Raw genomic sequence first — 14,374 nt, 5'->3', positions numbered from 1 at the left:
GGTTTATTTCTATATATAAAGATGAATCTGGCATGATCCACCTTTTTATGTGAGGTTTCAAGTATAATAAGTAGGGTGATAGTAATGTATACAAAAGATAAAAAAGAAAATAAAATGAGGTTAATATATGAGTAAAAAAAGTTTTTCTGATTATAAACTAAGTACGGAAATCGTAAGGGCACTTACTGGGTTAGGATATAATCATCCAACAGAAGTACAAGGTGAGGTTATTCCAGTTGCATTAGAAAAGAAGGATCTTGTTGTGAAGTCCCAGACTGGAAGTGGAAAAACAGCTTCATTTGGTATTCCACTTTGTGAAATGGTGGAGTGGGAAGAGAATAAACCACAAGCATTAGTTTTAACACCAACGAGAGAGCTTGCGGTACAGGTAAAAGAAGATATTACAAATATAGGTCGATTCAAAAGGATTAAGGCTGCGGCAGTTTATGGGAAATCTCCATTTGCACGTCAAAAATTAGAATTAAAGCAAAAGACACATATTGTAGTTGGTACTCCTGGTCGTGTGTTGGATCATATTGAGAAGGGTACCCTTTCTTTAGAGTGTTTGAAGTATTTAGTTATTGATGAAGCAGATGAGATGCTAAATATGGGCTTTATCGATCAAGTAGAGGCAATTATTGATGAATTACCTACAAAAAGAATGACGATGTTATTTTCAGCAACACTTCCAGAAGATGTTGAGAAATTGTCTCGTACATATATGAATTCACCAATTCATATTGAAATTAAAGCAGCTGGGATTACGACGGATAAAATTGAACATACTCTTTTTGAGGTGATAGAAGACGAGAAGCTTTCACTACTTAAAGATGTAACAACGATTGAGAATCCTGATAGCTGTATTATTTTCTGTCGTACACAAGAAAATGTAGATCATGTATATAGACAATTAAAACGAGCTAACTATCCTTGTGACAAAATACATGGTGGTATGGTACAAGAAGATCGTTTTGAAGTCATGGATGATTTTAGAAAAGGAAAATTCCGTTATTTAGTAGCAACAGATGTAGCTGCGAGAGGAATTGATATTGATAATATTACACATGTTATTAATTATGATATTCCACTTGAAAAAGAAAGCTACGTACATCGTACTGGAAGAACGGGACGAGCTGGAAATAGTGGAAAAGCTATTACATTTATAACACCATATGAAAATAGATTTTTAGAAGAGATTGAGGAGTATATTGGATTTGAAATTCCAAAGGCAATTGGACCTTCAAAAGAAGAAGTTATGAAAGAGAAAGCTGCATTTGAAGAAAAGATACATGCTAAACCAATTATAAAGAAAGATAAAAATGCAGATATCAACAAAGGCATTATGAAGCTGTACTTTAATGGCGGGAAGAAAAAGAAAATTAGGGCGGTAGATTTCGTCGGTACAATTGCTAAAATTAAAGGTGTTACAGCAGAAGATATAGGTATTATTACGATACAAGATAATGTTTCTTACGTTGAAATATTAAATGGAAAAGGACAACTTGTCTTGAAAGTCATGAAGACTACAACGATTAAAGGGAAACAACTAAAAGTTCATGAAGCAATTAAGTAAATAAAAAACTATCCACTTTAATAGGTGGATAGTTTTTTATTTATGATTCTTTTAAATCATCCACTAGTTGCTCCGCTAAACGTCTATACATATTACTCATAGTCACGAAGGATGTTAGTAGTAGAAATTTTTCTAGCTTTGTATCTTCTAAGGAAGAAATCTCATTTACTTCTGTAACACGGTTATTTACGTCTTGTTTAAAGCTTTCGACATTGCTTTCAGTAAGAGCAAGATAATTTTTGTATAACGTATTTAATTCGAATGAATCATCATTTAATAAGGAGTCATTTATAGTTTCTAATGAACTTTTTATGTCGTTAATGGAGAGAGCTCCCTTTAATTGATAAATTAGGCTAATTAAAATCATATGCTCTTTTGAATACTTTTTATTTTTGATAGGGATGAATAGTTTCCCTTTTGCGTAATTATTAATCATCGTTTTTGTTAATACTTTTTCATCATCAGTTCTCGTTGTATCTGCATAAGTATTCTCAAATAGTTGGACAACTTGGTCTACATATAAGTCAACATTTGGAATATCCTCAAGTTTAATGTTTTTTTCTAAATGTAATGTCTTAAGTAATTCATTTATATTTTCCACGTAGAATCCCTCACTTTTATAACTTAGTGGAACTTAATGTTTAATATATCTTTAAATATGGTATTACGAAACAAATGAATTGTAAATGTTGACCTTAAAAAAGAAATGTGTATATAATTACATGTAGTTATAAAAACTACATGTAATTATATGAGGGGTGTTATTATGAATACTTATGTAAGGGAACCAGTTAATGCATTTACTCACTTAGGTGGAGCGATATTATCATTTATTGCGTTATTAGCTATGCTTGTGAAAGTTTCTATCAAGATGCCATCATTTGCTGCAATTACAGCTGTTATTTTGTTTGGTATTGGAATGATGGTCCTTTATACGGCGTCAGCTGTATATCATAGTGTTGTGGCCAATGAACGTGTTATATACTTCTTTAGGAAGCTAGATCATTCTATGATTTTTATATTAATTGCAGGTACATATGCACCCTTTTGCTTAATTACATTAAATTCAGCAAGTGGTTTGCTATTATTTTGTTTAGTCTATGCAACTGCGATTTGTGGCATTGTATTTAAAATGTTTTGGTTTAATTGTCCAAGGTGGTTATCGACAGCAATTTATATTACGATGGGTTGGTTAATTGTTTTATTCTTTGCACCGTTAGCTGAGAATTTAAGTACAGGAGGCATTATTTTCTTAGTACTTGGTGGCATTTTTTATACAATTGGTGGATTTATTTATGGAACAAAGCCAAAATGGTTAGAGTTTAAATATATGGGGCATCATGAAATTTTTCATGTTTTTGTATTATTAGGTAGTCTTGCGCATTTTCTAAGTGTATATTGTTACGTAATTTAATAAAAAAACGCCACATAATAAAAATTATGTGGCATTTTTTTATTACCTGATTAGAATCGTATATGTTATAAAATTATTATGGGATAAAATGTAAGTTTCTGTGTTCGCATGTTAAACATAGGATAAGAAATATGTGATATACTTTGAGAAGTTTATAATGAATGAAATATGGAGGACTATAATTATGGCAATACTTGTAACAGGTGGAGCAGGATATATTGGTAGTCATACATGTGTAGAATTACTAAATAGCGGTTACGAAGTTATAGTAGTGGATAATCTTTCGAATAGCTCGGTAGAATCTATAAATCGAGTAAAAGAAATAACAGGAAAACAATTTAAGTTTTATAAAGAAGATGTTTTAAATCGCGAAGCGCTTGACGCAATTTTTGAAGAAAATTCAATTGAAGCAGTTATTCACTTTGCAGGATTTAAAGCTGTAGGGGAGTCAGTAGCGATTCCATTAACATATTATCATAACAACATTACAAGCACGTTAGTGCTATGTGAAGTAATGCAGAAACATAATGTAAAGAAGATAATCTTTAGTTCATCTGCAACTGTATATGGTATCCCGGAAACGTCACCGATTACCGAGGAGTTTCCATTAAGTGCAACAAATCCATATGGTCAAACGAAATTAATGATTGAGCAAATTATGCGTGATGTAGCATTTGCAGATGCAGAATGGAGTATCGCATTACTTCGCTATTTCAATCCATTTGGTGCACACGAAAGTGGGCGTATCGGAGAAGATCCAAATGGAATCCCAAATAACTTAATGCCATATGTAACGCAAGTAGCGGTAGGTAAGTTAAAAGAATTAAGCGTATTCGGAAATGACTATCCAACGAAAGATGGAACAGGAGTCCGTGATTACATCCATGTTGTGGACTTAGCAAATGGTCACGTAAAGGCGCTTGAGAAAGTACTGAGTACAACAGGAGTAGATGCTTATAACCTGGGCACAGGCATGGGCTATAGTGTACTAGAGATGGTTGAAGCGTTTGAAAAAGTTTCGGGCAAGAAAGTTCCTTATAAAATTACAGAGCGTCGCCCAGGTGATGTGGCAGTATGTTTTGCTGATGCATCGAAAGCAAAGCGTGAATTAGGCTGGGAGGCAACACGCGGATTAGAAGAAATGTGTGCTGACTCTTGGAAATGGCAATCAAATAATAAAAATGGCTATTTAGAAGTTTAATGATGAATATAAAAAATGACCTTTGCATAAAAGCAAGAGGTCATTTTTTATATTCATTTTCTACTAAGTTTATTAGCGAACCTAGAAAAGAACGTTCGCTGTTTTAAATGATATGATTTTACAATATCTTATGCTAGAAGGTAGTAGAATGAGATAGAGTAATGTATTATTTTATTAATTTTTTATGGGAATTGAAAGCGTATTATTGAAATGTATTCCAACACTTGTATCATTGCTAGAGTCCGTTTATAATCAAGGAATCCTAGTTCATGTTTTGATAGGATTATTTATTATTGAAAGCGTTTTAAGTTCACTCCTTTTTTGAGGTAGGAGGTCTGACTTATTTAGATAAAAAATTATGTATGTAGTTTTAAATGGGAAGAAAAATAATATAAGTATCATTTTATAGTGTGGGGAGGTTAAAAGTGTGAAAGGTAAAGATTTTCACACGAATATATATGGGTTATGTAGGATTATTACTTTCAGGGGCAGCTTTATTTTTAAATAGTCTTGTTATATTAGGGAAAGCAGAGATGAAAAGTGCGGGTGTTTTTAATTTATTTGTGGGTGCACTACAAATTATTATTCCGTTTTATTTGATTATGATTTCTGACCAAAGCAATTGGACAGTGTATTCATATGCGGCTACTTTCTTATTTGGATTAACTTATTTATATGTAGGTGTTACTTTTATAAAAGGAATGGATAGTAGTGGCCTAGGATGGTTTTGTATTTGGGTAGCAATTATTGCCTTATTCTATATGGTTGTTTCATTTGTTCAATTCCATGATGTTGTTAATGCGTTAACGTGGTTTATGTGGGCATTACTTTGGTATTTATTCTTTGTATTAAATACACAAAAGAAGAACATTAATCAATATCTTGGAAGGATTGCCTTCGTACAATCATGGGTAACATTGACTTTACCTTCACTCTTTTATTTTATGGGAGTGTGGGGAGAGGGATTCGTATATGAATTATGGGTTTATGTATCTGTAATTTCTATTTTATACTTCTGTTATTGTATTTATAAATATCGAGTACGTTAATATATTATCTGTATAAAGGCATGGAATCGTTAAACGAATTCCATGCTTTTTATATGTTAGCACTTATAATAGAGAGGTAGTATTTTACAATTTGCTAAAGTGGGGATGATGAAGTTGAAAAAAGTATTGGTGCTAGGGGGAACAAGATTTTTTGGTAAACATTTAGTAGAAGCACTTTTGCAAGAGGGGCACGATGTAACGATTGCGACGAGAGGAATTACGGAAGATTCTTTTGGCAGTAGAGTAAAAAGACTTATTGTAGATAGGGAAGATGAAAAACAACTAGCAGAGCGTCTAGAAGATAAAAGTTATGATATTGTATACGATAATTTATGCTATAGCTCGAATGCAGCGAAGGTAATATGTGAAGTGTTACGAGGGAAAACGAAGAAATATGTTATGACATCTTCAATGGCCGTCTATGAACCTGCCCTAAGCTTATCAGAAGAAGACTTTAATCCGTACGAGTATGCAATCGCGTATGGAGATAGGAATGACTTCAATTATGGTGAAGGAAAGAGATTAGCTGAAGCCGTTGTATTTCAACATGCAACATTCCCAGTCGTTGCAGTGCGTTTTCCAGTTGTTATTGGAGAAAATGATTATACGAAAAGGTTACAATTTTACGTTGAATGTATTGTGAACCAAAAACCTATCGTTGTGGATCATGTAGATGGAACTTTGTCATTTATACATGAAAAAGAGGCAGGAGAGTTTCTAGCTTGGTGCGGAATGGCAAATGTGAGAGGACCAATTAACGCCTGTAGTAACGGAGTAGTTTCTATGGAAGAAATTATTCATTTCATAGAAGAGAAGACAGGAATAAAAGCACTCATTCAGAAAGCTGGGGGAAATATAGCTCCTTATAATGAGGTAACTAACTGTACGTTACATAATGGAAAGGCTCGTGAATTCGGATTTTTGTTCCGAGAGCTGAAACTAGAAATAAAAAATATTTTAAAACATTATATAAATACAATGAAGTAATCATAAATCCCCCGGTGGCAATCCGGGGGATTCTGGAGGATTTCGACAATACTGATTTTACATTACCAAATTTACCTTATACGTACGACTAATGTTTTTGTGATTGAATTGCTTGTAAATACTTCTCGTTTACTTGGTCCCAGTTTACTGTATGCCACCAGTTGGTAACAAACTCTGGGCGCCTATTTTGATACTTTAAATAATAAGCATGTTCCCATACATCAATTACGAGTAAGGGGATTTTCCCTTCTTGCAAAGGCGTATCTTGATTTGGTGTACTCATAACAGAGAGTTCCTCACCGTCAAGAACAAGCCATCCATAGCCACTTCCAAAACGACTAATAGCTGCTTTGGAAAGTTGATCTTTTAAGTTGTCAAAGGTATTGAAATAATAATCAATTACTTTTGCAACGTCTCCATTAGGCTCACCGCCACCTCGTGGGCTCATCACTTCCCAAAAAAGACTATGACAATAGTGACCACCACCGTTATTTCGTACAGCTGTAACAATTTCCTTCGGTAAAGCATCTAAATTACATAGCAATTCTTCTAAAGATTTATTATGTAATTCAGTATAATTTTCTAAAGTAGCATTTAAATTGTTTACGTATGTCGCATGGTGCTTTCCATGATGAATGGCAAGTGTATTGCTATCAATATGTGGCTCTAGTTCATCATAGTCATATGAAAGCTTTGGCAATTGAAATGAAGACATAACATTCCCTCCTTTCGACTTAAAAAGTTGGTCTAGGTAAAAATACTTTACCTGAGTCAAAAATACACCCATTTTCCATATAAGTCAATAGTAATTCCATTAATTTTCTGAAAAATATTACAATAAAAGTAACACTCTCACTTTCATTTGTGACTCCTATCCTTTTTGCTTATACTGTAAAGTAGCAGGGTTTTGTTGAAATAGAAGGAGATTGTTTATGAGTAAAACGAAACAATTAATAGAGGAAGCAAGTAATTTTATTACGATTTGTTATAAGGAGCTTCATAAAGAACAATTGATAGAAGAACGTATAAAAGAAATTCAAATTGAGATAGAGAAGACAGGGACATATGAGCACACATTTGAAGAACTTGTTCATGGTTCACGAATGGCATGGCGTAACAGTAATAGATGTATTGGAAGACTATTTTGGAGTAAGATGCACATATTAGATGCGCGCGAAGTAAATGATGAAGAGGGTGTATATAATGCATTAATTCATCATATTAAATATGCAACGAACGACGGAAAAGTTAAACCAACCATTACGATTTTTAAGCAATATCAAGGTGAAGAAAATAATATAAGAATTTATAATCACCAATTGATTCGATATGCAGGATATAAAACAGAAACGGGAGTGATTGGTGATTCTCATTCCGCTACATTTACGGACTTTTGTCAGGAGCTTGGTTGGCAAGGAGAAGGTACGAATTACGATGTATTGCCACTTGTGTTTTCTATAGATGGAAAAGCGCCTATATATAAAGAAATTCCGAGAGAAGAAGTAAAAGAAGTGCCAATTGAACACCCAGAATACCCTATTTCATCACTTGGAGTAAAATGGTATGGTGTTCCAATGATTTCAGATATGCGTTTAGAAATTGGCGGTATTTCTTATACAGCCGCTCCGTTCAATGGATGGTATATGGGAACAGAAATTGGGGCGCGCAACTTAGCAGATCATGATCGTTATAATTTACTTCCGGCTGTTGCGGAGATGATGGATTTAGATACATCCAGAAACGGTACCTTATGGAAAGATAAGGCGCTAATTGAGTTGAATATTGCCGTACTACACTCCTTCAAAAAACAAGGAGTTAGTATTGTTGATCACCATACTGCTGCACAACAATTTCAGCAATTTGAGAAGCAAGAAGCTGCTTGTGGTCGTGTTGTAACAGGTAATTGGGTATGGCTTATTCCACCATTATCTCCAGCTACCACCCACATTTATCATAAACCGTATCCGAATGAAATTTTGAAGCCAAATTTCTTTCATAAATGATATTTAGTGTAGGTTTTTTCTGTGAAATATAATTTTTTTAAATTACTGTTATGTAGCAAATGGAAGCCTTTACTCTCGGTTATTTTTGGAAGAGGCTTTTTGAACCAAGGAGTTCCTTATGTTATAATCAAATTTCTGTTTCGAAGACCTTATAGAAATATAAGGTCTTTTGTTTTGCTTTTTTATGTAAGAGGAAGAGATTCTTTCTTTTTAATAAGGGATTTGGCATATTTTTAGGGACAACATAAGTATGTGGGAAGTCAATAAAATGTTATGCATATATAATTATTGTGTTTTGGTTTTAAACAATAAAACATAATAAAGTTGTTTTTTTAGATTGCTGAGGAAGGAGGAAGTGTAAATGAGGATGAAGAGTCGAAAAACTGATTGGCCTGTATTTATTATTAGTGGTGGTTCACTTTTATTATTTGTAATTGCAGTTTTTTTGAACAAGGATTATGTAGAGAGTGCGATTAATAAAAGTTTCGCTTTTTCAATTAAATATTTCGGTGCCTTCTGGCAAGTTTTATTATTAGGTACATTTATTGTTGCGATGTGTATGGCGTTCTCCAAATATGGGAGAGTTAAGCTTGGAGGATTAGAAAAACCTGAGATTAGTACGGCAAAATGGCTTGCTATTATTATGTCTACATTACTTGCCGGAGGTGGCGTTTTTTGGGCAGCAGCAGAGCCAATGTATCATTTGATGACGGTGCCACCAATACATGATGGTATATCTGCTGGAACGAAAGAAGCAGTCATGCCTGCTTTAGCACAAAGTTATATGCATTGGGGATTTTTAGCATGGACGATTTTAGGTACAATTAGTGCGGTAGTTATGATGTATGGACATTATCATAAAGATATGCCGCTAAAACCTCGAACGCTTTTATATCCTATTTTTGGGGAAAAATTAAGAAAGAGCCTGCTTGGAACGATAATTGATGCAGCTGCAATTATTGCAGTAGCTGCAGGTACAATTGGCCCAATTGGATTTTTAGGTTTACAAGCAAGTTATGGATTACAAGAATTATTTGGAATTTCTGATGTGTTTACTACTCAATTAGCAATTATTGTTTGTGTGGTGGCCGTGTCTACCATATCGGCAGTAACAGGTATTGATAAAGGGATTCAAATTATAAGTAATTTAAATGTTAGATTAGCAATTGTATTAATGGCATTCATATTACTATTTGGGCCAGGTGGATTTATTATTGATTCGTTTGTTTCTTCGTTTGGATTTTATGTAAATGAGTTTATACCGATGAGCACATACCGTGGTGATACAAGTTGGTTAGGATCTTGGACAATCTTTTTCTGGGGATGGTTTATTGGATACGGACCAATGATGGCAATTTTAGTGAGTCGAATTTCAAGAGGGAGAACGATTCGAGAAATCATCGTTGCAATTGGAATTATCGCACCTATTATTACAACGTTTTGGTTTACTATATTAGGTGGATCAGGCGTGTTTTATGAGTTGATGAATCCTGGGTCTATCTCGGACGCATTAAGTGAATCTGGTATGCCGGCAGCTATGATTGCAATTACAGGACAATTGCCACTTTCTAATATTATTGGACCAGCATTTCTTTTATTAACAATTTTATTTGTAGTGACAACAGGAGATTCAATGGCGTATTCCATTTCAATGGCAGTGACTGGAGACGGAGATCCTAGAATTAGTTTGCGAATTTTTTGGTCGCTTATTATGGGCGCAGTTGCAGCAATTCTTTTATATATGGGTGAAGGAAGTATTAATGCGCTACAATCGTTTATCGTGGTGACGGCAGTTCCGGTATCAATTTTGTTATTCCCAATGCTATGGTTAGCGCCTAAAGTTGCGGGAGAATTAGCATTAAAACAAGGTATTGTAAAAGAAGAAGATAAAACTGCATTCTTATTTCAGAAGGCTAGTAAATCAAAATAAATAAAAACGTAAAAGAGGAAGCATCTTAAATGAGATGCTTCCTCTTTTACGTTTAATCTAATACTTTTCCCTTTGTTTCTGGTACACATAGTAGCATTGTAATTAACCCGATTGGGTAGATGATAAAAATCAAGGACAATGCTCCAAGTAGGTTGCCACCTGTAGCGAGTAAGCCAATAATAACAGGCCCAAATCCAGCTAACCCACGTCCTGTACCGAAAATAAAGTTTTCAGCGGTAGAGCGAGCTTCAGCAGGATAGTTTTCAGCTAAAATTGCCCCAAATCCTCCCATCATTCCATTTGCAAAAAATCCAAGCAATGCACTTCCCCATAATAATAATGTTGAATCTGTGAATAAGAAGAAGTAAATGAGACAGTATACTGTACCGCCAATATAATAGATTGCAAAAGTTTTACGGCGACCAATTTTATCAGCTAGAATACCAAAGATTGCAATTCCAATTAGCATACCGATGGTAGAAATGAACATCCAGCCACTTGCTTTTGCTAATGTATAGTTATATTTATTTGCTAAAATAGTGGGCATCCATGTGAAGATTCCGTAATATCCGAAGTTTTGGATAAACGACATAATAATGAGACCGATTGTTGTAATTGTTACTTTTTTATTGGCAAATAACTTTCGAAGTGGGAATTTTTTTATATGTTTTAGTTGTTCTGCTTCAGTAGTTGTTAATTTACCTGTAGCTTCTTTTTGCAACAGTTCCTTTTTGTAGCGTTGTTTTTGCTCCCATATTTTCGGTTCACTTAAACTTTTACGGACATAGACAGCTAGTAAAGCTGGAATTAATCCAAATAAGAAAACGGCTCTCCATCCAAAGTGCGGGACAATAAATGCTGGAAGGAGTGAAGCAACCAGTACACCAAATTGCCATCCAAGTGCAACAACAGATGTCGCTTTAGCGCGCATTTCTTTAGACCATGTTTCTGTTACAATGGCCATTCCGATTCCGAATTCACCACCAACCCCCATTCCAACTAAAAAGCGCAGAATTAATAATTGCCAGTAGTCTGTTGCGAAATAAATGAGTGCGGTTGCTAGTGAAAACAGTAAGATTGTGAAGGCCATTGTACGAATACGGCCAAATAAATCAGCAATAAATCCAAATAAATAAGAACCAATTAACATCCCTATTGTGGTAGCTAATGTTAAGTTTCCACCTTCAACAGGACTTAAGTGAAACTCTTTTAAAATATAGACAAGTACGAAAGATAATAGCAACATATCTAAACCTTCTGCTGCATATCCTAGCGCAGAACCAAATAATGTTTTATATCTTTTCGCTTTCGTCTCCTCTGTTATTTGTTGTACATCAGTAGTGACGTTCATTATTACTCCTCCTTATTTTCTACAGTCGCTATGGAAGAATAACAAAAGGCCTTCTCACCTGATATGATGAGAAGGCCAAAAAAGCATACGTATCCCCCAAAAAGAACATACGTATATTATATTCCGACTTCCTTCTCAACCTCACGGGGTTGGGTTAAAGGACTGTATTATATTACTTTATTTTTAGCACTCTTCTATTGTATTGTCAAATAAAGAGGAAGTTATTATGTGTAAAATATTTCAAAAAATATTTCGTTCTTCTTGACGCCGACTTCATTATTTTCCCATAATAAAACTAACTAAATAAAAAGGAATGAATCAAAGATGCTAAATTTAGTACTCATGATGATTGAACGAGTCGGACTTATAGTTATTTTAGGATTTTTACTCTCTCATATTAAAACTTTCAGACGCCTCCTTCATAAACAGGATGGCTATGTAGATAAGCTGAAGCTTATTTGTATTTTTTCGGTATTTACAATTGTAAGCAATTACACTGGGATTGAAATAGCAGGAAATACGATTATGAATGAAAACTGGTTACAAGGTGTTTCTTCGTCAAGTACAATTGCGAATACGCGTATTATGGGTGTCGGTATTAGCGGCTTACTTGGTGGCCCTATCGTAGGGGTTGGAGTAGGATTTATTGCTGGTATTCATCGTTATATGCTTGGTGGTACGACAGCGCTAAGCTGCGCAATCTCTTCTATTTTAGCTGGGATTATAACTGGTTATATCGGATATATTTTCAAAAAATATAATCGTACAATTACTCCTAAATTTTCAGCAGTTTTAAGTGTTTTTATCGTATCTTTAGAAATGCTTATGATTTTATTAATTATAGAGGATGGAATTAGCGTTGTGAAAACAATAGCGATACCAATGATTCTTGTAAATAGTTTTGGAAGTTTTATTTTACTTTCTATGATACAAGCTATTTTGCGTCAGGAGGAGAATGCAAAGGCACTTCAGACTCATAAAGTATTACGTATTGCAGATAAAACGTTACCGTATTTCCGCCAAGGCTTAACAGAAGAATCATGTAAGCATGTGGCACAAATTATTCACCGTTTTACAGGAACAGATGCGGTATCCTTAACAGATACAGAGAAAATATTAGCTCATGTTGGATTAGCATCAGATCACCATATTCCTTCACATAGTTTAATAACCGGTTTGTCGAAAGAAGTGTTAAACACAGGGAAAATAATGAAAGCGAAATCACGTGAGGTTATTAATTGTCAACATGAAGGCTGCCCTTTGCAAGCGGCGATTGTAATTCCACTAACTTCGCATGGAAATACGATAGGGACATTAAAACTCTATTTCAAAAATCCTAACCAGTTAAGTCGTGTGGAAGAGGAATTAGCAGAAGGGTTAGCAAAAATATTCTCCACGCAGTTAGAGTTAGGAGAAGCTGAGTTGCAAAGTAAATTACTTCAAGATGCGGAGATAAAAGCATTACAAGCGCAAATTAACCCGCACTTTTTATTTAATGCGATTAATACAGTATCAGCTTTATGCCGAACAGATGTAGAAAAAGCAAGGAAGTTATTATTACAGCTTAGCGTATATTTCCGTTGTAATTTGCAAGGGGCACGTCAGTTATTGATTCCACTAGAACAAGAATTAAACCATGTACAGGCATACTTATCACTAGAACAAGCAAGGTTCCCAAATAAGTATGAGGTAAAGATGTATATTCAGGATGAGCTAAAGACAACTTTAGTACCACCATTTGTTCTTCAACTATTGGTTGAAAATGCATTGCGACATGCTTTTCCGAAGAAGCAACCAGTATGCGAAGTGGAAGTGCATGTTTTTGAAAAAGAGGGTATGGTTCACTTTGAAGTAAAAGATAATGGACAGGGAATTGAGGAAGAACGTTTAGAACAATTAGGAAAGATGGTAGTTTCGTCAAAGAAAGGGACTGGAACAGCTTTATATAATATTAATGAACGTCTTATTGGATTATTTGGAAAAGAAACGATGCTTCATATCGAAAGTGAATTAAATGAGGGGACAGAGATTACTTTTGTTATTCCAAAAAAAGTAGGGGAGGAAGAGCAGATTGTTAAAAGTACTAGTAGTTGACGATGAAATGTTAGCACGTGATGAACTAAAGTATTTATTAGAGAGAACGAAAGAAGTTGAGATAATTGGTGAGGCTGATTGTGTGGAAGACGCATTAGAAGAACTAATGCAAAGTAGACCAGATATTGTGTTTTTAGATATTCAATTATCCGATGATAACGGATTTGAAATCGCGAATATATTAAAGAAGATGAAAAATCCACCTGCAATTGTATTTGCTACTGCCTATGATCAATATGCGCTGCAAGCATTTGAAGTAGATGCGTTAGACTACATTTTAAAACCATTTGATGAAGAGCGTATTGTGCAGACATTAAAGAAGTATAAAAAACAAAAACAAGCGCAAATAGAAACGAAGCACGAAATAAAGGGGACAGATGTAACAGCAGAGATGCATAAATTAGCATTACCAATTGAAGAATCAATCGTACTTGTGAATATTGAAGATATTATATATGTAGGGCTTGTAGATGGGAAAGTCACAGTAAAAACAATGAGGGAAACGTATGTAACACATGATACACTTGTAATTTTAGAGAAGAAGTTACCACAAGCAAGCTTCATGCGCGTACACCGTAGCTTTATTGCGAATATTAATCATATTACTGAAATTCAGCCATGGTTTAATTCTACTTATAATTTAATCATGAAAGAAGGATCGAAAGTACCTGTTAGCCGTACATATGCAAAAGAACTCAAGAAGCTGCTTCGTATTTAAGAAGCAGCTTTTGTATTTCATCCTTTTATATTTGTAACTGATTCTGTATATTTG

Annotated in this window: 12 protein-coding genes; 9 read left to right on the top strand and 3 right to left on the bottom strand. The window is 34.5% G+C overall.

What is annotated here, in order from left to right; all coding sequences use genetic code 11:
- The first annotated feature begins 127 nt into the window (after positions 1-127).
- Positions 128-1,573, top strand: a complete 1,446-nt coding sequence (locus GBN78_RS05625; protein WP_098938630.1) for a DEAD/DEAH box helicase — start codon at positions 128-130, stop codon at positions 1,571-1,573.
- 40 nt (positions 1,574-1,613) lie between these two features.
- Here GBN78_RS05625 and GBN78_RS05620 read toward each other — a convergent pair whose 3' ends face one another.
- The gene (locus GBN78_RS05620) at positions 1,614-2,174 is read right to left on the bottom strand and encodes a DUF1836 domain-containing protein (RefSeq protein ID WP_000427884.1); all 561 of its coding nucleotides are present in this window, start codon (positions 2,172-2,174) and stop codon (positions 1,614-1,616) included.
- Between the two features lie 165 nt (positions 2,175-2,339).
- Between GBN78_RS05620 and trhA the strand changes: the two genes are divergently transcribed.
- The 4 genes from trhA (at position 2,340) to GBN78_RS05595 (ending at position 6,224) form a co-directional block, all read left to right on the top strand.
- Positions 2,340-2,987, top strand: a complete 648-nt coding sequence (gene trhA / locus GBN78_RS05615) for a PAQR family membrane homeostasis protein TrhA (RefSeq protein ID WP_001099728.1) — start codon at positions 2,340-2,342, stop codon at positions 2,985-2,987.
- 184 nt (positions 2,988-3,171) lie between these two features.
- Positions 3,172-4,188, top strand: coding sequence for a UDP-glucose 4-epimerase GalE (gene galE / locus GBN78_RS05610; RefSeq protein ID WP_000996548.1), 1,017 nt, complete (start codon positions 3,172-3,174; stop codon positions 4,186-4,188).
- Between the two features lie 458 nt (positions 4,189-4,646).
- Positions 4,647-5,237, top strand: coding sequence for an AmiS/UreI family transporter (locus GBN78_RS05600; protein WP_000542569.1), 591 nt, complete (start codon positions 4,647-4,649; stop codon positions 5,235-5,237).
- A 105-nt stretch (positions 5,238-5,342) separates the two neighbouring features.
- Positions 5,343-6,224: an NAD-dependent epimerase/dehydratase family protein gene (locus GBN78_RS05595; protein ID WP_043327923.1), complete on the top strand. Its 882-nt coding sequence runs from the start codon at positions 5,343-5,345 to the stop codon at positions 6,222-6,224.
- 88 nt (positions 6,225-6,312) lie between these two features.
- On the opposite strand, the gene sodA is transcribed toward GBN78_RS05595, so the two are convergent.
- Positions 6,313-6,939: a superoxide dismutase [Mn] gene (gene sodA / locus GBN78_RS05590; protein ID WP_000094035.1), complete on the bottom strand. Its 627-nt coding sequence runs from the start codon at positions 6,937-6,939 to the stop codon at positions 6,313-6,315.
- A 217-nt stretch (positions 6,940-7,156) separates the two neighbouring features.
- Between sodA and GBN78_RS05580 the strand changes: the two genes are divergently transcribed.
- Positions 7,157-8,227, top strand: coding sequence for a nitric oxide synthase oxygenase (locus GBN78_RS05580; RefSeq protein WP_000047625.1), 1,071 nt, complete (start codon positions 7,157-7,159; stop codon positions 8,225-8,227).
- Positions 8,228-8,588: 361 nt separating this feature from the next.
- Complete coding sequence (locus GBN78_RS05575; RefSeq protein WP_001242442.1) at positions 8,589-10,157, top strand: BCCT family transporter; 1,569 nt, start codon at positions 8,589-8,591, stop codon at positions 10,155-10,157.
- A 52-nt stretch (positions 10,158-10,209) separates the two neighbouring features.
- On the opposite strand, the gene GBN78_RS05570 is transcribed toward GBN78_RS05575, so the two are convergent.
- Positions 10,210-11,508 (bottom strand): MFS transporter, encoded by a 1,299-nt coding sequence (locus GBN78_RS05570; RefSeq protein ID WP_001103408.1) that lies wholly within the window; start codon positions 11,506-11,508, stop codon positions 10,210-10,212.
- A 324-nt stretch (positions 11,509-11,832) separates the two neighbouring features.
- Here GBN78_RS05570 and lytS point away from each other — a divergent pair, with 324 nt between their 5' ends.
- Positions 11,833-13,602: a two-component system sensor histidine kinase LytS gene (gene lytS, locus GBN78_RS05565; RefSeq protein WP_000933591.1), complete on the top strand. Its 1,770-nt coding sequence runs from the start codon at positions 11,833-11,835 to the stop codon at positions 13,600-13,602.
- A complete protein-coding gene (locus GBN78_RS05560; RefSeq protein ID WP_000921840.1) occupies positions 13,580-14,320 on the top strand; it encodes a LytR/AlgR family response regulator transcription factor in 741 nt (246 codons plus the stop codon). Before lytS ends, GBN78_RS05560 begins: the two co-directional genes overlap by 23 nt.
- Positions 14,321-14,374 lie beyond the last annotated feature (54 nt).

Origin of the sequence: Bacillus sp. B2-WWTP-C-10-Post-4, assembly GCF_009183805.1 — a bacterium.
Classification (GTDB): domain Bacteria; phylum Bacillota; class Bacilli; order Bacillales; family Bacillaceae_G; genus Bacillus_A; species Bacillus_A cereus.
This window is presented reverse-complemented; position numbering and strand designations above follow the sequence as displayed.